Consider the following 22,606-nt stretch of genomic DNA (forward strand, 5'->3'; position numbering starts at 1 on the left):
TCTGCGTGGGAATGCCGCCCTTGACGCTCCGCGTCATATTGCAGGCCACTCTGTAATTCGGGGGACGTCCGGAACGCGGAGCGACCCTGGAGGCGTTCCCACGCAGAGCGTGGGAACGATCAGGTGTAATCGTTACTTCTGCGTCCCGTCGTCATGCTGCAGATTGGCTTGGGTCAGGTTGCACCCGGCCGGCACGCTGCGGGTCAGCCACACGTTGCCGCCGATGGTCGAACCCTTGCCGATGGTGATCCGCCCGAGAATCGTCGCCCCGGCGTATATCACCACGTCGTCCTCGACGATCGGGTGGCGTGGATGGCCTTTCTGCAACTGGCCGTCCTCGTCCGCCGGGAAGCGCTTGGCGCCGAGGGTCACCGCCTGATAAATCCTGACGCGCTCGCCGATGATCGCGGTCTCCCCGATCACCACACCCGTCCCGTGGTCGATGAAGAAACTGCGGCCGATCTGCGCGCCCGGATGAATATCGATGCCGGTCGCCGAGTGGGCGATTTCCGAGCTGATCCGCGCCAGCAGCGGCAGGCCTGCGCGGTACAAATGGTGGGCCAGACGATGGTGAATCACCGCCAGAATCCCCGGATAGCACAGCAGCACTTCATCGACGCTGCGCGCCGCCGGGTCGCCGTGGTAGGCGGCCAGCACATCGGTGTCGAGCAAGCTGCGCAGGCCCGGCAATGCGAGGGCGAAATCCTGGATGATCCTGATCGCCTGCGCCTCGACCTCAGTGTCGGCCTGGGCACTGTGACGGGCGACGTAACGCAGTTCGAGTCGTGCCTGGGCCAGCAGTGCATTCAAGGCGACATCGAGGGTGTGGCCGACGTAGAAATCCTCGCTCTCCTCACGCAGATCAACCGGCCCCAGCCGCATCGGGAACAACGCACCGCACAGGGCTTCAAGGATCTGCGCCATCGCATCGCGGGACGGCAATTCGCGCCCGCCCTGCTCGCCGGAAGCACGGCCATTTTGTGCCCGCCACTGATCCCGCGCGGTACGCAGCTGGCTGACGATGGTCTGCAATTGCCAATGGCTGGAACGCTCGCTCACGGTAAAGACTCCTCACGGGCGGCCGGACTGTCTGGCCGCGTCAACGGCGACTACTTTACGGCAACCCCATCGGGGCGAATTAAGAACCGATAGTGCTGGACTAAGCACATTTGGCTATAAGCGATTGACGGTTGCCCCGGTAAATCGGCGTGCCTATAGTCCGGTGATCTTCCTCCGCCAGTACGGAACCATGTCCACACAACCGATCAAACAACAGCTGCAACGCTTCAACCGCCTCGACCTGCTCGGCCAACCGACCCCACTGGAAAAGCTCGAGCGTCTGTCCACTTGGCTCGGCCGCGATGTCTACATCAAACGCGACGACCTGACGCCGCTGGCCATGGGCGGCAACAAGTTGCGCAAGCTCGAATACCTCGCCGCCGATGCCCTCGCCCAAGGCGCCGATACCCTGATCACCGCCGGTGCACTGCAATCGAACCACGTTCGCCAGACCGCCGCGCTGGCCGCGAAACTGGGCCTGGGCTGTGTGGCGCTGCTGGAAAATCCACTGGGCACCGACGACAGCAACTACACCGGCAACGGCAATCGCCTGCTGCTGGACCTGTTCGACACCAAGGTCGAGCTGGTCGACAACCTCGACAACGCCGACGAACAACTGGCCGCCCTCGCCGTGCGCCTGCGCAGCAACGACAAGAAGCCGTATCTGGTGCCGATCGGCGGCTCCAACGCCCTCGGCGCGCTGGGTTACGTGCGCGCCGGTCTGGAGCTGGCAGAGCAGATCAAGGACACCGGCCTGCAATTTTCCGCCGTGGTCCTGGCCTCGGGCAGCGCCGGTACCCACAGCGGTCTGGCACTGGCCTTGAGCGAAGCCCTGCCACAACTGCCGGTGATCGGCGTGACGGTTTCGCGCAGCGAAGAAGATCAGCGTCCGAAAGTCCAGGGCCTGGCCGAACGCACTGCCGACCTGCTGGGCGTGGCGCTGCCGGACAGCTTCAAGGTCGAGTTGTGGGACGAATACTTCGGCCCGCGCTACGGCGAGCCGAATGCCGGGACGCTGTCGGCAGTGAAACTGCTGGCCAGCCAGGACGCCGTGCTGCTCGATCCGGTCTACACCGGCAAGGCCATGGCCGGGTTGCTCGACGGCATCGGTCGCGGGCGTTTCGACGACGGCCCGATCATCTTCCTGCACACCGGCGGCGCCCCGGCGTTGTTCGCGTACAAGGATTTTCTCTGACGCGCTCGTTCCCACGCGCTGCGTGGGAATGCATCCCGGAATACGAAAAACAGATATTCCACAGATGAATAACAAACGGAAAATTCATTATTTTCCATTCTAAAAGAACCGTCATATAGTCTCGCCGCAGGCGAATTTCGCGAGAGACGCATAAGCTGCTTTAAGGCAGGATAGCGCTGTCGTCCAATTCCCGGATTCGCCAACTTTCCTTAAGCGTCTTCCATAAGAAAACACAGGGGCTTGTCATGATTCTTTCCGCACTACGTCGAAATCTGCTGGTAGGTTCGCTGGGCCTGGCACTGAGCGCCGGTCTGATCAGCAGCGCCGTTGCCGGTGAACAACTGCAACAGATCAAGGACAAAGGCGTTATCAACGTCGGCCTGGAAGGCACTTACCCACCGTTCAGCTTCGTCGATGCCGACGGCAAGCTGTCGGGTTTCGAAGTCGAACTGTCCGAAGCCCTGGCCAAGAAGCTGGGCGTGAAGGCCAAGATTCAGCCGACCAAATGGGACGGCATCCTCGCGGCCCTGGAATCCAAGCGTCTGGACGTCGTGGTCAATCAGGTGACCATTTCCGACGAGCGCAAGAAGAAGTATGACTTCTCCGAGCCGTACACCGTTTCCGGGATTCAGGCGCTGGTACTGAAAGACAAGGCCGCCGCGCTGAACATCAAATCCGCCGCTGACCTGTCCGGCAAGAAAGTCGGCGTGGGCCTGGGCACCAACTACGAACAGTGGGTCCGCGCCAACGTGCCGGGTGCCGACGTGCGCACCTACGACGATGATCCGACCAAGTTCGCCGACCTGAACAACGGCCGTACCGACGCGATCCTGATCGACCGTCTGGCCGCACTGGAATACGCCAAGAAAGCGCCGAAAACCGTCGCCGCCGGTGAAGCCTTCTCGCGTCAGGAAGCCGGTATTGCCCTGCGCAAAGGCGAGCCTGAACTGCTGGCCGCCGTGAACAAGGCCCTCGACGAACTGCGTGCCGACGGCACCCTTGAGAAGCTGTCCACGAAATACTTCAACGCTGACGTCACCCAATAATGGAAGAAGCTTTCCAACTCGCACTGGACTCCGCGCCCTTCCTGTTGAAGGGCGCGTACTACACGGTAATCCTCAGCCTCGGCGGCATGTTTTTCGGCCTGCTGCTGGGCTTTGGCCTGGCGTTGATGCGCCTGTCGCGTTTCAAGTCGGTCAGCTGGCTGGCCCGCATCTACGTGTCGTTCTTTCGCGGCACGCCGTTGCTGGTGCAACTGTTCGTGATCTATTACGGCTTGCCGCAATTGGGCATGGAACTCGACCCGCTGCCGGCGGCGCTGATCGGTTTCTCGCTGAACATGGCCGCCTACGCCTGTGAAATCCTGCGGTCCGCGATCGGTTCGATCGAACGCGGCCAGTGGGAAGCCGCCGCGAGCATCGGCATGACCCGCGCGCAGACCCTGCGCCGGGCCATCCTGCCGCAGGCGATGCGCACGGCCTTGCCGCCGCTGGGCAACAGCTTCATTTCGCTGGTCAAGGACACCGCGCTGGCTGCCACCATTCAGGTGCCGGAGCTGTTCCGTCAGGCGCAGCTGATTACCGCCCGGACTTTCGAAGTCTTCACCATGTATCTTGCCGCCGCGCTGATCTACTGGATTCTGGCCACGGTGCTGTCGCACTTCCAGAACAAGTTGGAAGAGCGGGTCAATCGGCACGACCAGGAGTCCTGACCCCATGATTGTCGTGGAAAAACTGACAAAGCAGTTCAAGGGTCAAGTCGTGCTCAACGGCATTGATCTGGAGGTGAAGGAAGGCGAGGTCGTGGCAATCATCGGCCCCAGCGGCTCGGGCAAGACCACATTCCTGCGCTGTCTGAACTTCCTCGAGGAACCCACCAGCGGCCGGATCAAGGTCGGCGAGATCGAGATCGATACCAGCCGCCCGTTGAACCAGCAGCAGAGCCTGGTGCGCAACCTGCGCCAGCATGTGGGCTTCGTGTTCCAGAACTTCAACCTGTTCCCGCACCGCACCGCCCTGGAAAACGTCATCGAAGGCCCGATCGTGGTCAAGAAGACGCCCCGCGATGCAGCCATTGCCCTGGGCAGGAAGCTGCTGGCCAAGGTTGGCCTGGCGGGCAAGGAAGACGCCTACCCACGGCGCCTGTCCGGTGGCCAGCAACAGCGCGTGGCGATTGCCCGGGCGCTGGCGATGGAGCCGGAAGTGATCCTGTTCGACGAGCCGACCTCGGCCCTCGATCCGGAACTGGTGGGTGAAGTGCTGGCGACCATCCGCGGCCTCGCAGAGGAGAAACGCACCATGGTGATCGTCACCCACGAAATGGCATTCGCCCGTGACGTAGCCAACCGCGTGGTGTTTTTCGATAAAGGCGTGATCGTCGAACAAGGCGAAGCTAAAGCGTTGTTCTCCAATCCGAAAGAAGAACGCACTCGACAGTTCCTCAGCAAGTTCAGAAACAACGGCTAATCCGTAAACTTTCCTGAATATAAACTTCCATGGATGGAAGTTTGCCTTACACCCTCCCGAATAAAAAATTAATCAAGTGACTGCATTACATATATATGTCCTGCAACAGTCTCGCCGCGATTAAAGTTCGCCCCCTCCAAATTTCCAGCTGTACAAACCGACCGACGACAGAACGATAAAATCCGGCAAAAGCTGTGGCTCGATTCGCCATGCAGAATAGGTAGAGTGCCTTATCTGCGTAGGAAGCTTCTGATAAATCCGTAATTCTTCAATTAACTAACCGTGTCCGTTGACACGCCATTCAACGAACTTTTATCTAGTCACTCATCGCGCCCCACAACATTACCAAGACCCGATAACGAATGGCCGAACGACCCGGTTTTTATTACCGGGCAATTCACGCCATTTGAACTTTCAGAAACGGATTTCGCTGCAAGGCTTCAAGGAGAGGATTTCATGACCCGCACTTCGCACATTCCCGAACTGGCCGCGCCGAGCCTGGCGCCATCCCAGAACAACGGCATCAACCTCGCGGCAGCGGCTCAGCTGCTGGTCAATGTGCCGCCCTACCCGGACATGGATACGGGCGACCTGATCGAACTGTTCTGGAACAACTGCTACGTCGCTTCTCACATGCTGACAGCGCAGGACGTCGCGACCCCGGTCAGCCTGCGAGTGCCGGAGAGTTTTATCGCCAGCGGCTCGTCATGCATCCACTATCGGGTCATGCGGGTAGGTCACGGCCCATCGTTGTCGGCAGCCGCGCGGGTCACAGCCAAGCTCGACTGCCCCGGCGGGCAACCACCGGCGGTGTGCGGTGACGAAAACCAGCAACTGGCCCCCGTGACCCTGCCCGACACCATTCGCCGTCAGGGCGTCAACGCAAACCAGATCAGACGCGGCGTGCCACTGACCATCGAGCCGTATCTGAACATGGCCGAAGGCGATGCCATCACCTTGCGCTGGGGCGATGTGCGGATGGATCTGGCACTCATCACCCCGGCCGATATCGGCAAGCCGATTCAGGTCTGGGTGCCGCCGGCAGTCATCACCGAGGCCGGCGAGGATCTGCGGCTGGACGTGACCTATTGCATCCTCGACCGGGTCGGCAACAACTCGCGCTGGGCACCGCCGCGAACGCTGAAGATCGGTTGCGTGAATCCCTACCTCAAGGTGCCGCTCAAGGAAACGCTGAAGGCGGCAGAGCCACAAAAGAAATGAGCCAAAACGGTCGATGAGGGACGCCGTCCCTCGTCGCCGCACGCTTGACCAGCCAGACCACGCCCCCTTCTATACATATTCCTAAAAGTTAGTTTATTTAAATTTTATACGCGCTTAGGGTATATGCACCGGACCACCGGACATTCTTTCGTTCGCCGCACCTTTGCGGCGTTTTTCATGAGATGTGAGGTAGGTAGCATGGTCCGGAACACAATCACCCCAGTGCAGATCGCCAGGGCATTGCGTGCAGCCAAGGAGCGGCACTGATGTCCAGTCTGGCAGACGCAAACGTCCAGAGTGACCTGGACATCGCCCCGCTGTTGTTGCCCGCGCAAGTGCTGCGCAACGACGCTCAAGCCATCAAGGCCGCCCATGAGCTGGCGCAGGTCGCCCGCGTGCAGGCCGCCAAACGTGATCGCCAGCGCAAGCTGCCGTGGTCGGAAATCGAACAGTTCACCCGCAGCGGCCTCGGCAGCATCGCGATTCCGCGCGAGTACGGCGGCCCGCAGGTTTCCTTCGTCACTTTGGCCGAGGTGTTCGCGATCATTTCCGCGGCCGACCCGGCGCTGGGACAAATCCCGCAGAACCAGTTCGGCATCATCAACCTGATCCTCGGCAGCGCCACCGAGCAGCAGAAAAAGCATCTGCTGCAGAGCGTGCTCGAAGGCTGGCGCATCGGTAACGCCGGGCCTGAACGCGGCACCAAGGACACCCTGGAACTGAAGGCGCGCATCACCGCTGACGGCGATGACTACGTGATCAACGGCCAGAAGTTCTATTCCACCGGCGCCCTGTTCGCCCACTGGGTGGCGGTCAAGGCGCTCAACGATGACGGCAAGCAAGTCCTGGCCTTCGTCCGTCGCGGCACGCCGGGATTGCGCATCGTCGATGACTGGTCGGGTTTCGGCCAGCGCACCACCGCCAGCGGCACGATCCTGTTGAACAACGTGCGGGTCGATGCCGGCCTCGTGGTGGACAACTGGAAGATCAACGAAAAGCCCAACACCCAGGGCGCGGTGTCGCAGCTGATTCAGGCAGCGATCGACGCCGGGATCGCCCGTGGCGCCATCGATGATGCCATCGAATTCGTCAAGACCCGCGCCCGGCCGTGGATCGACGCCAACGTCGAACGGGCCAGCGATGACCTCTACGTGATCGCCGACATCGGCAAACTGAAAATCGAACTGCACGCTGCCGAAGCGCTGTTGCGCAAGGCCGGGCAGGTGCTGGATCAGGTGCACGCCGCGCCACTGACCGCCGAATCCGCCGCCCGCGCATCGATTGCCGTAGCCGAAGCCAAAGTGCTGACCACCGAGATCTCGCTGCTGGCCAGCGAAAAACTCTTCGAACTGGCCGGCAGCCGCGCCACCCTCGCTGAATTCAACCTCGACCGTCACTGGCGCAACGCCCGGGTGCACACCTTGCACGACCCGGTGCGCTGGAAGTACCACGCGGTCGGCGCCTATCGCCTCAACGGAAAACTTCCGGCTCGCCATTCCTGGATCTGACGACCCGAACACTTTTGACCAGATCTCTGGAGAAACACATGACTCTTTCCCATCCCGTCGCGCTCATCACCAGCGACGAGCAAGCCCTGATCGTCGCCAGCGACCTGGCCGAAGATTTCCAGCGCGACAGCAACCTGCGCGACCGCGAACGCCGGCTGCCGCTGCCGGAACTCGACGTGTTTTCCCGCTCCGGCCTGTGGGGCATCAGCGTGCCCAAGGAATACGGCGGCGCCGGCGTATCCAACGTGACCCTGGCCAAAGTCATCGCCCTGATCGCCCGGGCTGACGGCTCGCTGGGGCAGATTCCACAGAACCATTTCTATGCCCTCGAAGTGCTTCGGGTGAACGGCAGCCACGAGCAGAAACAACGCTTGTACGCCGAAGTCCTCGCCGGCCAGCGCTTCGGCAATGCCCTGGCAGAACTGGGCACCAGGACCGCCCACGACCGGGTCACCCGCCTCGAACGCGACGGCAGCGGTTATCGCATCAACGGTCGCAAGTTCTATGCGACCGGTGCGATTTACGCCCAACGCATTCCAACGTCGGTGGTCGATGAAAACGGCGTGCAGCAACTGGCCTTCGTCCCGCGCGACAGCAAAGGCCTGACCGTGATCGACGACTGGAGCGGCTTCGGCCAGCGCACCACCGGCAGCGGTTCAGTGGTGTTCGAAGACGTGTATGTCGCCGCCGAAGATGTCATCCCGTTCCAGAGCGCTTTCGAGCGCCCGACCCCGGTCGGCCCGCTGGCGCAGATCCTTCACGCCGCCATCGACACCGGCATCGCCCGCGCCGCTTACGAAGATGCGCTGCACTTCGTGCGCAGCAAGACCCGGCCATGGATCGACTCGGGCAACGACAAGGCCACCGAAGACCCGCTGACCCTCAAGAGCTTCGGCCACCTGAGCATCCGCCTGCACGCCACCGAAGCCCTGCTCGAACGTGCCGGCGAATTCCTCGATGCGGCCCAGGCTGAGACCAATGCCGAGACGGTTGCAGCGGCCTCGATTGCCGTCGCCGAAGCACGGGCGATCAGCACCGAAATCTCCTTGGCCGCCGGCAGCACCCTGTTCGAACTGGCCGGCAGCCAGGCCACCCTGATCGAACACGGCCTAGACCGCCACTGGCGCAACGCCCGGGTTCACACCCTGCACGACCCGGTGCGCTGGAAATATCACGCGGTCGGCAATTACTACCTCAACGATGAAAACCCTCCGCTGCGAGGGACCATCTGATGAGCAAGAAAAAGATCCTGCTCAATGCGTTCAACATGAACTGCATCGGCCACATCAACCACGGGTTGTGGACCCATCCCCGCGACACCTCAACCCAGTACAAGACAATCGAATACTGGACCGAACTGGCGCAGTTGCTGGAGCGCGGGCTGTTCGACGGGTTGTTCATCGCCGACATCGTCGGCGTGTACGACGTCTATCAGAACTCGGTGGACGTGACCTTGAAAGAGTCGATCCAGCTGCCGGTCAACGATCCGCTGCTGTTGGTGTCGGCGATGTCCGCGGTGACCAAAAACCTCGGTTTCGGCCTGACCGCCAACCTCACCTACGAGCCGCCGTATCTGTTCGCCCGTCGCATGTCGACCCTCGATCATCTGAGCCGTGGACGGGTGGGCTGGAACATCGTCACCGGTTATCTGGACAGCGCCGCCAAGGCCATGGGCCTCAGTGAACAGGTCGAACATGATCGGCGTTACGACCAGGCCGACGAGTACCTCGAAGTGCTCTACAAACTCTGGGAAGGCAGCTGGGAAAACGGCGCGGTGCTCAACGATCCGCAGCAGCGGATCTACGCGCAGCCGGACAAGGTGCACAAGGTCGAACACAAGGGCGAGTTCTATCAGGTCGAGGGTTATCACCTGTGCGAACCGTCACCGCAGCGCACGCCGGTGCTGTTCCAGGCCGGCAGTTCGGATCGCGGTCTGCTGTTCGCCGGGCGTCATGCCGAGTGCGTGTTCATCAGCGGCCAGAACAAGCAGTCGACCAAAGTGCAGGTGGACAAGGTCCGCGCCAGCGCCGTCGAAGCGGGTCGCAATCCCGAGGACATCAAGGTGTTCATGGGCCTCAATGTGATCGTCGGCGAGACCGAGGAAGCGGCCTGGGCCAAGCATGCCGAATACTTGAGCTACGCCAGCGCCGAAGCGGGCGTGGCGCATTTTTCGGCGTCCACTGGCATCGACTTTTCCCAGTACGAAATCGACGAACCGATCCAGTACGTGAAGAGCAACGCGATCCAGTCCGCCACCAAGAACCTGCAGAACAACGACTGGACCCGCCGCAAATTGCTCGACCAGCACGCTCTGGGCGGGCGCTACATCACCGTGGTCGGCTCACCGCAGCAAGTGGCGGATGAACTGGAATCGTGGATCGCCGAAACCGGCCTCGACGGCTTCAACCTGACCCGCATCGTCACCCCGGAAAGCTATGTGGATTTCATCGATCTGGTGATTCCGGAGCTGCAACGGCGCGGCTCGTACAAGACCGCGTACGACACCGGCAGCCTGCGGGAAAAACTGTTTCACGGCGAAGCGCATTTGCCGCAGCAACACACCGGCGCCCACTACCGACACTAACCCCGGCACTGATCGTTCCCACGCTCTGCGTGGGAATGCAGCCTTGGGACGCTCTGCGTCCATTGAGGCGCGCTCCCACGCGGAGCGTGGGAACGATCAGGCTAAATTCACTGACTGGAAAACCACCATGACCAAGAAGCTCCTGTCCCACCCAGTCAAAGCACTGGCCCTGGCCTTCGGCCTGTTCAGCTCGGCGGTGTTCGCCGCAGATGCCCCGTTGAAAATCGGCACCACCGCCGCCTTCGCGATTCCGCTGGAAGCCGCCGTCGAAGAGGCCTCCAAACAGGGCCTGAAAGTCGAGCTGGTGGAATTCACCGACTGGATCGCACCGAACGTCAGCCTCGCCGCCGGTGACATTGACGTGAACTACTTCCAGCACATCCCGTTCCTGGAAAACGCCAAGGCCGCCTCCGGTTTCGACCTGGTGCCGTTCGCGCCAGGGATCATCAACAACGTCGGCCTGTACTCGAAGAAATACAAAAGCTTCGACGAGCTGCCGGAAGGCGCCAGCGTCGCCATCGCCAACGACCCGATCAACAGCGGACGCGGGCTGCAATTGCTGGCCAAGGCCGGTCTGATCACCCTCAAACCGGGTGTTGGCTACAAGGCCACTGAAGACGATATCGTCGCCAACCCGAAGAAGATCAAGATCCTGCAAGTCGAAGCCGTGCAACTGGTGCGCGCCTACGATGACGCCGATCTGGTCCAGGGCTACCCGGCCTACATCCGTCTGGCGAAGACTTTCGACGCCGGCTCCGCGCTGCTGTTCGACGGCCTCGACCACAAGGAATACGTGATTCAGTTCGTGATCCAGCCGAAGAGCAAGACCGACCCGCGCCTGATCAAGTTCGTCGACATCTACCAGCATTCGCCGGCCGTGCGCGCCGCACTGGATAAGGCCCACGGCAAGCTGTACCAGGCCGGTTGGGAAAGCTGAGGATGACCGCGGCCATCCAACGGCGACTGGATCTTCCAGAGCCACCCGCGCTGGCACAGCGCACCGAACTGCATCCCGAACTGAACCGCGCTCATGTGCGCTTCGTCGGGCTCGGCAAGACCTACGACGGCAAACAAGGCCCGGTCGCCGCCCTGCAAGGCATCGACCTGGCGATCCAGCGCGGTGAAGTGTTCGGCATCATCGGCCGCAGCGGCGCCGGCAAATCGTCGCTGATCCGCACCATCAACCGCCTCGAACAACCGACCTCGGGCCGGGTGCTGATTGATCAGGCGGACATCGGCGAATACGACGAGGATCGCCTCGTCGCCCTGCGCCGGCGGATCGGCATGATCTTCCAGCACTTCAACCTGATGTCGGCGAAAACGGTGTGGCAGAACGTCGAACTGCCGCTGAAAGTCGCCGGTGTCCCGAAAGAACAACGGGAGAAAAAGGTTCGCGAACTGCTGGAACTGGTGGGCCTGCAAGCCAAGCACAAGGCTTATCCGGCGCAGCTGTCCGGCGGGCAGAAACAGCGCGTCGGCATCGCCCGTGCGCTGGTGCATGACCCGGACATTCTGCTGTGTGACGAAGCCACCTCGGCCCTCGATCCGGAAACCACTCAATCGATCCTCGGCCTGCTGCGCGAGATCAACAAACGCCTGGGCCTGACCATCGTGCTGATCACTCACGAGATGGCAGTAATCCGGGAGATCTGCGATCGCGTCGTCGTGCTCGAACACGGCCGCATCGTCGAGCAGGGCCCGGTCTGGGAAGTGTTCGGCAATCCACAGCACGAAGTCAGCCAGACCTTGCTCGCGCCGCTACAACACGCCTTGCCCGAAGAATTACAAAGCCGTTTGCAGGCACAACCGTCGTCGTCCGATGCGGCCGTGGTGCTGCGCTTGCAGTTCACTGGCAGCCAACAGGACGAACCGGATCTGGCCGCGCTGTTCGCCGCGCTCGGTGGCCGGGTGAAATTGCTCCAGGGCGGCGTGGAACGGATTCAGGGCCATGCGCTCGGGCAACTGCTGCTGGCGGTCGCGGGTTCGCAGCTGAATGCCGAGCAATTGCGTGAGCGCGCCGGGCAATGGGCACAACGCACGGAGGTGCTGGGTTATGTGGTTTGATCGCTTGCTGCAGGGTTTTATCGACACGTTTCTGATGGTTGGCGTGTCGTCGCTGATCGCGTTGCTCGTCGGGATTCCGATGGCAGTGATTCTGGTCACCAGCGACAAGGGCGGCATTTACGAAGCGCCAGTGCTCAATCGCGCGCTGGGTGCGTTCGTGAACCTGTTTCGCTCGATCCCGTTTCTGATCCTGATGGTCGCGCTGATTCCGTTCACCCGCCTGATCGTCGGCACCACCTACGGCGTGTGGGCGGCGGTCGTGCCGTTGACCATTGCGGCCACGCCATTCTTCGCGCGTATCGCCGAGGTGAGCCTGCGTGAAGTCGACTACGGCCTGATCGAAGCAGCGCAAGCCATGGGCTGTCGGCGCTGGCACATCGTCTGGCATGTGCTGCTGCCCGAGGCGCTGCCGGGGATCGTCGGCGGTTTCACCATCACCCTGGTGACGATGATCAACTCCTCGGCCATGGCCGGGGCGATCGGTGCCGGCGGCCTGGGCGACATCGCCTATCGCTACGGCTATCAGCGGTTCGACAGCCAGATCATGCTGACCGTGATCGTGCTGCTGGTGGCACTGGTGGCGGTGATTCAGCTGGGTGGCGATCGCCTGGCGCGGGGTTTGAACAAGCGCTGATTTCTCGCACGAAAGCGGAAATGTCCGCTTTCGCGCCTCGCCGGGCCAAGGGTTCAGCTCACCAACAAACTGCTCATCAAGCGGCTGTCGGCCGTTCTCGCCAGATGCAATTGCTGCAGGCTTTTCGCAGCATAAACAATGCTGTCGGCATTGTTCGAAGCCATCTGTGTCCGCACCGTCGGATGGGCGTTGAACAGCTCAACGGCACTCTGAACATCCAGCGCATCCGAAACCCCCAAAGCCTGCGCGACTCCAGCGATGAAGCTGTCATGGTCACTCGTGAAGCCGTTCAGATACGCCACCGTCAATCCACCCTGCATGATGACCTCGGACACACCGCGCTCGGCAATGTCGTAGGCAGGGACGGGACGATCCAGTGCTTTTCCCATCAGGACATCCAGGTAAAAGAAATCCACTGCACCGGGCCCTACGCTCTTGAATCGATTGATCCGGTTGGTGTGCATCATTTCGTGGCCCAAAACAGCCGCAAATCCCCCTGGCTCGATGAGATTCTGGCTGATGAAGAACCGGCCATGGAAGTCGAGTGTGAACATCCGGGCCCTGCGATCCGGGTCAAACTCCACGCCCACGAACTTGTCCTGCCCCCACGGTCCCTGATACTCCCTGGACAGCGCCTCGCCCCGCGACAGGCAATCGCCGAGTCGCTCCCTGACGAGTTCATAATGCTGACCGAAGTACCCCTGCAATACTTCTGTGGTCTCGACATAGTTCGCCCCGATGCAGTCCTTTGCATCGGAGAACATTCCCTGCGCCCTTCCAAGCTCCGAACGCAAAATGGCTGAATGCTGGGGGGAAAACTGTCCCAGACCGCGCGCGACAATGGTTACGGACTCGGAAACCCGTTGCTCGAACCGGTCATCGCGGCCCTCGTAGAATTTTCCCGGCGCGTCTGTCCGGGTGTTCATGACGTTACTGATGTCGGACAGAATCGAAGCGTGCACCGGCTTCCAGATCATCGTCCGACGATCGAGTACCAGCGCAGGTCCTGATGCAACCCCTTCGGACGATAAAGTGGCGCGATACTCGCCTGTTGTCGCGTCCTGCCGAATCTGCACGACTTCGCCCGGTGCGATGTCGACGAACTGGCGCCCCTTGAAGTGCCTGATGCCCTTGGCGTCGGCCGCTGGCAATTGAGCGGGAAGTGTCAATCGGTAGTTGTTCAGCGATGGCAGCACCGATTGAATGGAAGCACTTTCAACAAGCGGCAGCGGACTGGTCGTGATGTGATCGGAAAATATCGGGAGCCCGGGCTGACTGTCGGCGACTGGTTGTGCAACTCGTGACACCTTCACCGCAGGCTCGTCGATCGAATGCGTCCTGCCAGGCCGCAAGCGGTTGAAGGTCGTGTCCGTCGCAGAACGAGGGGGCGGTGAGGTAACGGTGGTTTTGCGACCCGTGATCATGGGAAATCCTGTTTTTCCAAGTGAGTCCCTCCTGATTGAAAAGGGCAGACAACGCGACAGCCATCTATCGCACGGGCGCTATTTCAGCAGTCGCCCGAACACGCCGTGCGGTAAATAGTTATGACATCGACACCGACCTCATTGCGGATCCCTGGTCTCACAGGCCTCGCACGCATGGCGTATATTCCGATAACCCGATTGCCACCGCAGCCCGACCATGAAACAGAATCCTCTCGACCTTGAGCAGATCACCTCCACCACCCTCGGCCACTACAATTCGGTGGCCGAGGATTTTCGTGAAGGCACCCGCGATCACGATGTCAGCCAGAACATCGACGCCCTGTTGCGGCACATCCAGGGTGACGCGCCGTTTTCCATCCTCGATTTCGGCTGCGGGCCGGGGCGGGATTTGCAGACATTCACCCGGATGGGCCATGTCGCCGTCGGCCTCGACGGCGCGGAGAAATTCGCGCAGATGGCGCGGGATGACAGTGGCTGTGAAGTATGGTGTCAGGACTTTCTGAAGCTGGATCTGCCGGCAGAACGCTTCGACGGGATCTTCGCCAATGCGGTGCTGTTTCATGTGCCGTTGCAGGAGTTGCCCCGGGTCTTGAAGCAACTGCACGGGACATTGAAGCCGGGCGGCGTGCTGTTCAGCTCCAACCCGCGCGGGGATAACCGTGAGGGCTGGAACGGGCCGCGTTATGGCTCGTATCACGATCTGCAAGCATGGCGCGGGTTGTTGACCGCTGCCGGGTTTGTCGAGCTGGAGCATTACTACCGGCCAGCGGGGCTGCCGCGTGAGCAGCAGCCCTGGCTGGCGAGTGTCTGGCGCAAGACCTGAGACTCAGGGCCCTGTCTCAACCTGAAAGTAAGCTGGCGCTTGCTCGGGCGAGCGCACAGTGATGCTCCGTGCGGGCAATGTCTGGCCCTGTACTTCGCGCCCCTGCACATCAAAATTGGCCAGCAATTGCGTGCCGTCTTCAAAGGCTGTCTGCTGCACCAGCCGATCTTCGCTCAACCATTCGAAACCGGTGAGCGCCTGGGCCGCCAGACGTTCATGCAACGGACGGAAAAAAGCATCCTGACGGGCAATCAGCGGTATGCGTTGCGCCAGAGTGTCGGCACTGAGGTGATACAGCGGCGCGACGTTGTAGAGCAACTGAGCGAGTTCGTTATCCGCCCGAACGTTGGTCAATTTCAGACTGTCGAACAGCCAATGGTGGGACGTGATGACCGAGCCATGGAACACCGCCTGATACAACGGCAAACGACTGGCCGGATCAAAGTGAATACGCCGCAAAGATTCCTTGATCGGCACAGGTTTGAAGAAAACCTCTGGCTGCTCAGGCGGATACCACTTGCCTGCAAAATACCTGGACTTGGTGTTCTTGCTCATTTCGACGTCGCCCCAACCGATCACCGGGGTCTGCATCCCATGGGCGAACAGCACGCCTTGCGCGGTCGTTGCGTTGCCATCCTCCGAACCGGCAGGCAGCTTAAGCACTTCATTGATCCAGCGTGATGCTCCGATGTTGCCCTCGGCATTCTGTGCCTGGGTCATCGTTGCCCCGGGACGGTAGCCGTCGAACAGCATCCCGGTGGCATAGGCATCGAGAAACCAGCTATTGAAACCGGCGGCATCCCGAATGGCCGTCACACGTCGCTCAAGCAGTGGGCGCACGCACCGGGGATCGGTGTAATGCCCCGATTGCTGGAAGCCGCTTTTCAGCGTTCCATCGCTCTTCACGATTGCGCATTCAAGATTCGCCTTGTCCCCCAGGTGTGCGGTGGTCCAGTCAGGATTTTCACTGCGGCTCAGCGCCGTCTCATAGGAATCGTAAGGCGCGATCAGATAGCCCGCCGCCACGCCCGCCTTGATCGTCTCGGGGTGCCAGAGGCCGCCTTCCCAGCCCTCACCAAGTCCCAACCACAAACGGGACAGTCCGGCGTTCTGCAATTGCTTGATCGTGTCCAGTGACAGAGTGCTGCCCCATCGCTCCGGCTCGGGAATCAATGCGTCACCGAGATCGGCTGCCACTTTCGCGCGTACTTCAGCGTAACCTTTGACGAGAGCCTGCATGTCCGGCACCGCTCGGGCCTGCCAGGTCTTGCGTGCAAGAGTATTCAGGGCGTGGTTGAGACTGCGTAAAAGCACTTTTTTCTGATAGCCGCTCAACTCCCCGCCAGTGGCAAGTATCTGCAACGCCTCACGGTCCATCCCCGTTTTCAGCTCACGGGCCAGTGAGCCGCTGCCGCGCAACGTGTCGAGCAGCACGGGCCAGCTGCGCACATCCTTGGCCCCCAGCAGATCGTTGCCCCAAAGATACAGATGACTGGCGCCCGGCAGCCGCTTCGCCTGAGGCGTTTTCTCGAATTTGCTGCTCAGAGTTTCATAGCGACCGTTATCGATCAGCCATTGCCGGTAGCGTTTGGCGCCAGCCAGCGGGTCCGCCGCCCCGAGAAACAGCGTGAACGTCAATGGCGCGGACGGATCGAGCGAAGTGAAGCGATGCCGCGCGGACAGTGCCAAAGCCTTGCCCTGGGCACTGAACAACAGCCGATTGTTGAAGGGATTGGTCATCAGCCAATGCAGGCTGAAGCCATCCTGTTCAACACCCCAGAGCGGCAGACTCAGATCCTGAGTGGTATTGAATTCGCCCTGACTCAAAAGGAATGCCTGCCACACCGGATCGCCTCGCGGCACATAGTGCCCCTCGGCCAGGGGCCAGATCAGTCCCTTGCCCATCGCGCTGGCGGGCTGACGCAGAAATTCCAGTTCCGCGGGCTCACGCGCCGTGATCGAGAAGGACAGATCACGTTGATCGAGCGCGGCACTGAGGGTCCAGGCTCCGTCATCCCATTGCCAATCGATGCGATCACCCCGTCTGCTCAAGTGGCTGACCTTATGCGCGGCAACGCCCGCCGAGGCCTGCACCGTCGCACCGTTTGCACGCGTGATACGAACAGCCAGCGTTGCCGGATCGAGTTGCACGCGCCAAAGCGGGTTCTCCAATACCGTATCGGCCTGTGACGGGGACGGCAGGCTCAAACCGGCAATCAGCAATAACACGCGCAGCCAGAAGGTAACGGTAAGCATCAGACATCCCTTCTCCTGGAGGAGAAGGGACGGTAACCGAATACTCCGATGCTGTAAGTCAGACCCTTCGCAAATATGTAACAGGCGTACTCACTGTGCCGATGACGCAGCGTCCTTCTTCGGCTCGCGAATCTTGTACCAGGCCACGTACAGCGCCGGCAGGAACAGCAGCGTCAGCAGGGTCGCAATCACGATCCCACCGATCATCGCGTACGCCATCGGCCCCCAGAACACTTCCCGGGCGATCGGGATCATGCCCATGCTCGCCGCCGCGGCGGTGAGCAGGATCGGGCGCCGTCGGTGTTCGGTGGCTTCCACCACCGCATCCCATGGCGCGTAGCCTTTGCGCTCGAACTCGTCGATCTGGGTCACAAGGATCACCGAGTTGCGGATGATGATGCCGATCAACGCCAGAATCCCGAGGATCGCCACGAAGCCCATCGGCGTACCGGTCGGCACCAGCGCCAGCACCACGCCGATCAGCCCCAGCGGCGCGACACTGGCCACCAGGAACAGCTTCTGCACACTGTGCAACTGGATCATCAGGAACGTCGCCATCAGGAACAGCATCAGCGGCAGCACTTTCGCAATCGGCCCTTGGGCCTTGCCACTCTCCTCGACCGTACCGCCGGTGGCGACCTTGTAGCCAACGGGCAGTTTTTCGGCGAACGCGTCGATGGACGGCTTCAACAGTTTCACCAGATCGGTCGGCTGAATCTCGTCACGCACCGACGCCTTGATGGTGATGGTCGGCAAGCGGTCACGGCGCCACACCAGCGGCTGCTCCAGCTCATAACGAACGGTGGCGAAGGCCAGCAAGGGGATCGACGTGCCGTTGGGCGTGACGATCTGCAGGTTCTGCAGGGTTTCCGGCGTACCGCGTTCCGAGTTCACCGCCCGACCGACCACGTTGATCAGGTAGATGTCGTCGTTGACCTGGGTCAGCGGCGCGCCACTGACGATGCTGTTCATCAGGTTCGCCACGTCTTCGGACGACAGCCCGAGCTGGCGCGCCTTGTCCTGGGCGATATCGATTCGCAGGACCTTGCCCGGCTCGTTCCAGTCGTAAATGATCTCGCCGATGTGCTCGTTCTTGTCCAGTTCAGTCGCCAGGTCGATGGCATGCTTGCGCACTTGGTCGATGTCCTTGCCGCTGATCCGGTACTGGATCGGACGCCCTACCGGTGGGCCCATTTCCAGCGCCTGCACGTAACTGCCGATGCCGACGAAGTCCTTGTGCAGCCGTTCGCGCAGGCGCTGGCTCAGGGCCTCGCGGGCTTCGAAGTCTTTGCTGACGATCACCAGTTGCGCGTAGTACGGGTTCTGCAATTGCTGGTCGAGTGGCAGGTAGAAACGGATCGCGCCCTGACCGATGTAGGTGCTCCAGCGCACGATGTCCGCGTCGCCCTTGAGCGTGGCCTCGAGCTTGTCGACGGCCTTGCGGGTCTCGTCGATCGAGGCGTTTTGCGGCAGGTTGAGGTCGACCAGGATTTCCGGTCGATCCGAGGACGGGAAGAACTGATTCTGCACAAAACGCATGCAGAACACCGCCAGCACAAACAACAGCACGGTGATGCCGATGGCCCACCAGCGATTGCGCATGCACCACAGCAAACCGCCGTTGAATGCACGGCCAACGCGTCCCGGCTCAGCCTCATGGGCTTTCACGTTGGTGCTGAGAATGTGCACGCCGATCACCGGGGCGAAAAACACCGCCACAATCCAGGACACGATCATCGCCACGGCAATCACCGCGAACAGCGTGTAGGTGTACTCGCCGGCAGAACTGGCGTTGAGGCCGATGGGGACGAAACCGGCGACCGTCACCAGCGTACCGGTGAGCATCGGGAACGCGGTCGAGGTGTAGGCGAACGTCGCCGCCTCCTCCTTGCTCTCGCCCATTTCCAGGCGCGTGACCATCATTTCCACAGTGATCATCGCGTCGTCCACCAACAGGCCGAGGGCAATGATCAGAGCGCCAAGGGAAATCCGCTGCATGGTGATGCCGCTGTATTCCATGAACACAAACACCATCGCCAGCACCAGCGGGATCGAGCACGCCACCACCAGCCCGGCGCGCACACCGAGACTGATGAAGCTGACCACCAGCACGATCACCACTGCCTCGAACAAGGCACTGGTGAAGCCGCCAACGGCCTCCTCCACCACCACGGCCTGATCGGACACCGTGTGCACACCCACGCCAACCGGCAGATCCGCGGTCAGTTCATCGATGCGCTTGTGCAGGGCCTTGCCGAATTCCTGAACGTTGCCGCCCTTCTGCATGGCAATCGCCAGACCGATCGCCGGCTTGCCGTCGAAGCGGAATTCCGGCGTGGCCGGATCGGTGTAACCGCGAGTGATGTCGGCCACGTCGGCCAGGCGATAGAAGCGGTCGTTGAGCTTGAGATTGACCTCGGCCAGGTCTTTCTCCGAAGCGAACTGGCCCGAAGTCCGCACGGAAATCCGCTCCGGGCCCGCCTCGATCACACCGGCCGGAGTCACGGCGTTCTGCGACTGCAGGCTCTGCACCACCTGACGCTGATCGATGCCCAGCGCCGCCAGTTTGCGGGTGGAGAAGTTCAGGTAAATCACTTCGTCCTGCTGGCCGATCATTTCGATCTTGCCCAGCCCCGGGACATTGCGGATCTCGGCCCGCGCCTGTTCCACGTAATCGCGCAACTGGCGCATGGTCAGGCCGTCGGCGGTGAAGGCGTACACCGAGCCGAACACATCACCGAACTCGTCGTTGAATCCCGGCCCCTGAATCCCTTGAGGAAACTGCCCGCGGATATCGTCGATCTTCTTGCGCACCTGGTACCAGATTTCCGGAATGTCCTTGGCGCTGGTGGTGTCGCGCAGGTACACGTACACCGTCGATTCGCCGGGGCGCGTGTAGCTTTTCACGTAGTCGAGGGAATCGAGTTCTTCGAGTTTTTTCTCGATGCGGTCGGTGACCTGCTTGAGGGTTTCTTCCTGGGTCGCGCCCGGCCATTTGGTCTGGATCACCATGGTCTTGATGGTGAACGACGGGTCTTCCTCGCGCCCCAGATTGAAGTAGGAGAACACCCCCATGAGCAATGCGACGAACATCAGATACCAGACGAAAGACTGATGCTTGAGGGCCCATTCGGAGAGATTGAAAGAGCCTTTCATTGACTGTCCTCGTCAAGTTTTACGGATTGTCCGGGTTTGAGACTGTTGACGCCGGCGCTGACCACGCGCTCGCCGTTCTTCACGCCCCCCGCGAGCACCACGCTGCTGTCGGTGCGGCTGATCACGCTGACGTCGCGCGGGTTGACGGTTTTGCTTTGGGTGTCGATGACCCAGATTCGCGGTTTGCCGTCGACCTCCTGCAATGCTGTGGCAGGCAATTCGATACGCGGCTTGATCGCCGAGCTGAGGGTGACGCTGATCGCCGTGCCGAGGCGGAAGCCGTCGGGCGTATTGGCCAGGGTCAACCGTGCGCGGCGGGTGCGCGTGGCACTCTGGGCCTGGGGTTCGATCTCGCGCAGGGTGGCCGTGGTGTTGATGCTCGGGTCGAGCTGCCCGGCCACCAGAAACACCACGTCGGACGGGATCTCATCGACCAGGGTGTCCGGCAGATCGATCACCGCTTCCTTGATGTCCGGTTGTGCCAGGGTCACCACCTGCTGGCCCGCCGTCACCACTTGTCCGGCCTCGGCGTTCCACGCGGTGACCACCGCCTTGTGGTCGGAGCGTAGCTGGGTGTAATCGAGTTGATCCTTGCTCTGGTTGACCGCCGCCCGCGCCTGATCCAGCGAGGCCTGGGTGGTTTTCAGGTCCGTCATGGCAATGTCCAGTTGTGCCTGCGCGCCGACACCACGGTCGAACAGCGCTTGTTGACGGCGGGCGTTGGCCTGGGCGTTGATCAGTTGTGCCTGAACCCTGGCCAGGTCGCCCTGGGCCGAACGCAACTGGTTCTGCTGATCGGTCGGATCGAGGGTGGCAAGCAGCGTGCCCTTCTGCACTTCGGTGCCGACATCGACGTTACGGCTGGCAATGCGCCCGCCGACACGAAAACCGGTGTTGCTTTCATAGCGCGCCTGAATGCTGCCGGCGAAACGCCCGAGGTTTTCCTCGCTCATCGCTTCGACCTTGACCGACAACACCGGCCGTACTGGTTCCGGCGGTGGCTCGCTTTTCGAACAGGCGGCCAGCAACACGCCAATGGATAACAGCCCCAGACGCTTCATGGCTGTGCTCCCGGTTGCAGATCCTTGTAGGTGTTTTCGGCAATTTCGACCTTCATGCCCGGATGCAGCAACTGCCCACCCGCGACAATGACTTTTTCCCCACCCTTGAGGCCCTCGCTGATGATGACCTTGCCGATCAGGTAGCGGCTGACGGTGACGTTGTGCAACTGCGCTTCACCTTTGTCGTCGACCATCCACACCGCCGGATCGCTGACGTTCTTGGTCAGCGCCGACCACGGTAATTCAACGGCCGACTTGCCGGTGCCCTTGGCCGTGGCGCTCACCACCGAGCCCAGTTGCATCCCCTGCGGCAGGCTGTCGAGGCTGACCTTGACCTGCACCGTGCCGGACTGCGCGGACACCGCCGGGGTGATTTCGCGCACGGTGCCGGTGGTCTTGATGGCGGGGTTGTCGAGCAGGCTGACGACGATCGAACGCTCCGCCGGCCGCTCGGCCAGCAGGGATTCGTAAACGTTGAACACGGCGTCGCGGTCACCGTCCCGGGCCAGGCTGAAAATCGGTGCCGTGGCCTGAACCACCTGGCCGACTTCGGCCTGACGCTCGGTGATGACGCCGGGCGCATCGGCGATCAGCGCGGTGTAGCTCAATTGATCCTTGGCGTTGGCCAACTGCGCCTGGGCTGCGCTCAAGGCACTCTGGCTGCTGCGCAATGCGGCCTGCGCCGAATCGTATTCGCTCTGGCTGGTGTAGCCCTTGGGCAACAGTTTCTGCTGGCGGACGAACGCGGCGGCGCTTTGTTTGACCCGAGCCTGCTCGGCCACTACCTGAGCCTGGGCGGAATCGACGTTGGTCTGCAAATCCTTCGGATCAAGCTTGGCCAGCACTTGTCTGGCCGATACCCGGTCACCGACATCGACCATGCGCTGGATGATCTTGCCGCCGACCCGGAACGACAGTTCGGTCTGCACGCGGGCCTGGACGTCGCCGGTGAGAGTCACGGCGGCGGCGTAATTGGCGGGGTTGACCTCCTGCACGAAGACCCGGGGCAGGTATTCGGCGGGGGCCTTTTTCTCGCCGCATGCGCTCAATAAAGCGAGCAGACTCAGCATGACCGCTGTTTTCAATCCGGGACTCGCCATGCAGACTCCTTCCTGTGTACGAACGTGCAAGTGAC

General features: G+C 61.4%; 18 protein-coding genes. 12 read left to right on the forward strand and 6 right to left on the reverse strand.

The annotated features are described in order from the left end of the window. Nucleotides 1–132 precede the first annotated feature (132 nt). On the reverse strand, nucleotides 133–1,059 hold the full coding sequence (gene epsC / locus CAF80_RS18835; RefSeq protein ID WP_007952730.1) for a serine O-acetyltransferase EpsC: 927 nt from the start codon (nucleotides 1,057–1,059) through the stop codon (nucleotides 133–135). A gap of 190 nt (nucleotides 1,060–1,249) precedes the next feature. Here epsC and CAF80_RS18840 point away from each other — a divergent pair, with 190 nt between their 5' ends. From CAF80_RS18840 to CAF80_RS18890, 11 genes are all read left to right on the forward strand, one after another. Beyond that, nucleotides 1,250–2,254 carry a D-cysteine desulfhydrase gene (locus CAF80_RS18840; RefSeq protein WP_074689432.1) on the forward strand — a complete coding sequence of 335 codons (1,005 nt, stop codon included), beginning with the start codon at nucleotides 1,250–1,252 and terminating at the stop codon, nucleotides 2,252–2,254. 245 nt (nucleotides 2,255–2,499) lie between these two features. Continuing rightward, complete coding sequence (gene tcyJ, locus CAF80_RS18845) at nucleotides 2,500–3,300, forward strand: cystine ABC transporter substrate-binding protein (RefSeq protein ID WP_064592710.1); 801 nt, start codon at nucleotides 2,500–2,502, stop codon at nucleotides 3,298–3,300. Then, nucleotides 3,300–3,965 (forward strand): cystine ABC transporter permease, encoded by a 666-nt coding sequence (tcyL, locus tag CAF80_RS18850; RefSeq protein ID WP_007952735.1) that lies wholly within the window; start codon nucleotides 3,300–3,302, stop codon nucleotides 3,963–3,965. The genes tcyJ and tcyL overlap by 1 nt, the downstream gene beginning before the upstream one ends. A gap of 4 nt (nucleotides 3,966–3,969) precedes the next feature. After that, nucleotides 3,970–4,719, forward strand: a complete 750-nt coding sequence (gene tcyN, locus CAF80_RS18855) for an L-cystine ABC transporter ATP-binding protein TcyN (RefSeq protein ID WP_085667653.1) — start codon at nucleotides 3,970–3,972, stop codon at nucleotides 4,717–4,719. A gap of 456 nt (nucleotides 4,720–5,175) precedes the next feature. Then, nucleotides 5,176–5,940, forward strand: a complete 765-nt coding sequence (locus CAF80_RS18860; protein WP_085667652.1) for a hypothetical protein — start codon at nucleotides 5,176–5,178, stop codon at nucleotides 5,938–5,940. A gap of 266 nt (nucleotides 5,941–6,206) precedes the next feature. Continuing rightward, nucleotides 6,207–7,448: an SfnB family sulfur acquisition oxidoreductase gene (locus CAF80_RS18865; RefSeq protein ID WP_039764545.1), complete on the forward strand. Its 1,242-nt coding sequence runs from the start codon at nucleotides 6,207–6,209 to the stop codon at nucleotides 7,446–7,448. 38 nt (nucleotides 7,449–7,486) lie between these two features. After that, entirely contained in the window at nucleotides 7,487–8,680 is a 1,194-nt protein-coding gene (locus CAF80_RS18870) for an SfnB family sulfur acquisition oxidoreductase (protein WP_074689428.1), read from the forward strand. Continuing rightward, nucleotides 8,680–10,032 carry an LLM class flavin-dependent oxidoreductase gene (locus tag CAF80_RS18875; protein ID WP_085667651.1) on the forward strand — a complete coding sequence of 451 codons (1,353 nt, stop codon included), beginning with the start codon at nucleotides 8,680–8,682 and terminating at the stop codon, nucleotides 10,030–10,032. The genes CAF80_RS18870 and CAF80_RS18875 overlap by 1 nt, the downstream gene beginning before the upstream one ends. Before the next feature lie 127 nt (nucleotides 10,033–10,159). Then, nucleotides 10,160–10,969 (forward strand): MetQ/NlpA family ABC transporter substrate-binding protein, encoded by an 810-nt coding sequence (locus CAF80_RS18880; protein ID WP_007952748.1) that lies wholly within the window; start codon nucleotides 10,160–10,162, stop codon nucleotides 10,967–10,969. A gap of 2 nt (nucleotides 10,970–10,971) precedes the next feature. Beyond that, nucleotides 10,972–12,096, forward strand: coding sequence for a methionine ABC transporter ATP-binding protein (locus CAF80_RS18885; protein WP_085667650.1), 1,125 nt, complete (start codon nucleotides 10,972–10,974; stop codon nucleotides 12,094–12,096). Beyond that, nucleotides 12,086–12,730, forward strand: a complete 645-nt coding sequence (locus tag CAF80_RS18890; RefSeq protein WP_039764534.1) for a methionine ABC transporter permease — start codon at nucleotides 12,086–12,088, stop codon at nucleotides 12,728–12,730. The genes CAF80_RS18885 and CAF80_RS18890 overlap by 11 nt, the downstream gene beginning before the upstream one ends. Nucleotides 12,731–12,783: 53 nt before the next feature. Here CAF80_RS18890 and CAF80_RS18895 read toward each other — a convergent pair whose 3' ends face one another. Then, nucleotides 12,784–14,154 carry a hypothetical protein gene (locus tag CAF80_RS18895; RefSeq protein ID WP_052266505.1) on the reverse strand — a complete coding sequence of 457 codons (1,371 nt, stop codon included), beginning with the start codon at nucleotides 14,152–14,154 and terminating at the stop codon, nucleotides 12,784–12,786. A 217-nt stretch (nucleotides 14,155–14,371) separates the two neighbouring features. Between CAF80_RS18895 and CAF80_RS18900 the strand changes: the two genes are divergently transcribed. Beyond that, entirely contained in the window at nucleotides 14,372–14,998 is a 627-nt protein-coding gene (locus CAF80_RS18900) for a bifunctional 2-polyprenyl-6-hydroxyphenol methylase/3-demethylubiquinol 3-O-methyltransferase UbiG (protein ID WP_039764532.1), read from the forward strand. Between the two features lie 3 nt (nucleotides 14,999–15,001). On the opposite strand, the gene CAF80_RS18905 is transcribed toward CAF80_RS18900, so the two are convergent. From CAF80_RS18905 to CAF80_RS18920, 4 genes are all read right to left on the reverse strand, one after another. Further along, complete coding sequence (locus CAF80_RS18905; RefSeq protein ID WP_085667649.1) at nucleotides 15,002–17,254, reverse strand: glycoside hydrolase; 2,253 nt, start codon at nucleotides 17,252–17,254, stop codon at nucleotides 15,002–15,004. A 90-nt stretch (nucleotides 17,255–17,344) separates the two neighbouring features. After that, nucleotides 17,345–20,410: an efflux RND transporter permease subunit gene (locus CAF80_RS18910; RefSeq protein WP_085667648.1), complete on the reverse strand. Its 3,066-nt coding sequence runs from the start codon at nucleotides 20,408–20,410 to the stop codon at nucleotides 17,345–17,347. Further along, nucleotides 20,407–21,471, reverse strand: coding sequence for an efflux RND transporter periplasmic adaptor subunit (locus tag CAF80_RS18915; protein WP_074689416.1), 1,065 nt, complete (start codon nucleotides 21,469–21,471; stop codon nucleotides 20,407–20,409). Before CAF80_RS18915 ends, CAF80_RS18910 begins: the two co-directional genes overlap by 4 nt. Continuing rightward, on the reverse strand, nucleotides 21,468–22,571 hold the full coding sequence (locus tag CAF80_RS18920; RefSeq protein WP_085667647.1) for an efflux RND transporter periplasmic adaptor subunit: 1,104 nt from the start codon (nucleotides 22,569–22,571) through the stop codon (nucleotides 21,468–21,470). The genes CAF80_RS18915 and CAF80_RS18920 overlap by 4 nt, the downstream gene beginning before the upstream one ends. Nucleotides 22,572–22,606: the final 35 nt, after the last annotated feature.

This window comes from Pseudomonas sp. B34(2017) (assembly GCF_002112915.1).
In the GTDB taxonomy this organism is placed as follows: Bacteria; Pseudomonadota; Gammaproteobacteria; order Pseudomonadales; family Pseudomonadaceae; genus Aquipseudomonas; species Aquipseudomonas pharyngis.

What these genes read in the sequence shown, in the direction of transcription:
- CAF80_RS18895 (WP_052266505.1), bottom strand. Translation starts at nt 14,154, where the DNA reads ATGATCACGGGTCGCAAAACCACCGTTACCTCACCGCCCCCTCGTTCT.
- tcyJ (WP_064592710.1), top strand. Translation starts at nt 2,500, where the DNA reads ATGATTCTTTCCGCACTACGTCGAAATCTGCTGGTAGGTTCGCTGGGC.
- tcyN (WP_085667653.1), top strand. Translation starts at nt 3,970, where the DNA reads ATGATTGTCGTGGAAAAACTGACAAAGCAGTTCAAGGGTCAAGTCGTG.
- CAF80_RS18865 (WP_039764545.1), top strand. Translation starts at nt 6,207, where the DNA reads ATGTCCAGTCTGGCAGACGCAAACGTCCAGAGTGACCTGGACATCGCC.
- CAF80_RS18905 (WP_085667649.1), bottom strand. Translation starts at nt 17,254, where the DNA reads ATGCTTACCGTTACCTTCTGGCTGCGCGTGTTATTGCTGATTGCCGGT.
- CAF80_RS18890 (WP_039764534.1), top strand. Translation starts at nt 12,086, where the DNA reads ATGTGGTTTGATCGCTTGCTGCAGGGTTTTATCGACACGTTTCTGATG.
- CAF80_RS18875 (WP_085667651.1), top strand. Translation starts at nt 8,680, where the DNA reads ATGAGCAAGAAAAAGATCCTGCTCAATGCGTTCAACATGAACTGCATC.
- CAF80_RS18880 (WP_007952748.1), top strand. Translation starts at nt 10,160, where the DNA reads ATGACCAAGAAGCTCCTGTCCCACCCAGTCAAAGCACTGGCCCTGGCC.
- CAF80_RS18900 (WP_039764532.1), top strand. Translation starts at nt 14,372, where the DNA reads ATGAAACAGAATCCTCTCGACCTTGAGCAGATCACCTCCACCACCCTC.
- CAF80_RS18870 (WP_074689428.1), top strand. Translation starts at nt 7,487, where the DNA reads ATGACTCTTTCCCATCCCGTCGCGCTCATCACCAGCGACGAGCAAGCC.
- CAF80_RS18885 (WP_085667650.1), top strand. Translation starts at nt 10,972, where the DNA reads ATGACCGCGGCCATCCAACGGCGACTGGATCTTCCAGAGCCACCCGCG.
- CAF80_RS18915 (WP_074689416.1), bottom strand. Translation starts at nt 21,471, where the DNA reads ATGAAGCGTCTGGGGCTGTTATCCATTGGCGTGTTGCTGGCCGCCTGT.
- CAF80_RS18910 (WP_085667648.1), bottom strand. Translation starts at nt 20,410, where the DNA reads ATGAAAGGCTCTTTCAATCTCTCCGAATGGGCCCTCAAGCATCAGTCT.
- CAF80_RS18840 (WP_074689432.1), top strand. Translation starts at nt 1,250, where the DNA reads ATGTCCACACAACCGATCAAACAACAGCTGCAACGCTTCAACCGCCTC.
- tcyL (WP_007952735.1), top strand. Translation starts at nt 3,300, where the DNA reads ATGGAAGAAGCTTTCCAACTCGCACTGGACTCCGCGCCCTTCCTGTTG.
- CAF80_RS18920 (WP_085667647.1), bottom strand. Translation starts at nt 22,571, where the DNA reads ATGGCGAGTCCCGGATTGAAAACAGCGGTCATGCTGAGTCTGCTCGCT.
- CAF80_RS18860 (WP_085667652.1), top strand. Translation starts at nt 5,176, where the DNA reads ATGACCCGCACTTCGCACATTCCCGAACTGGCCGCGCCGAGCCTGGCG.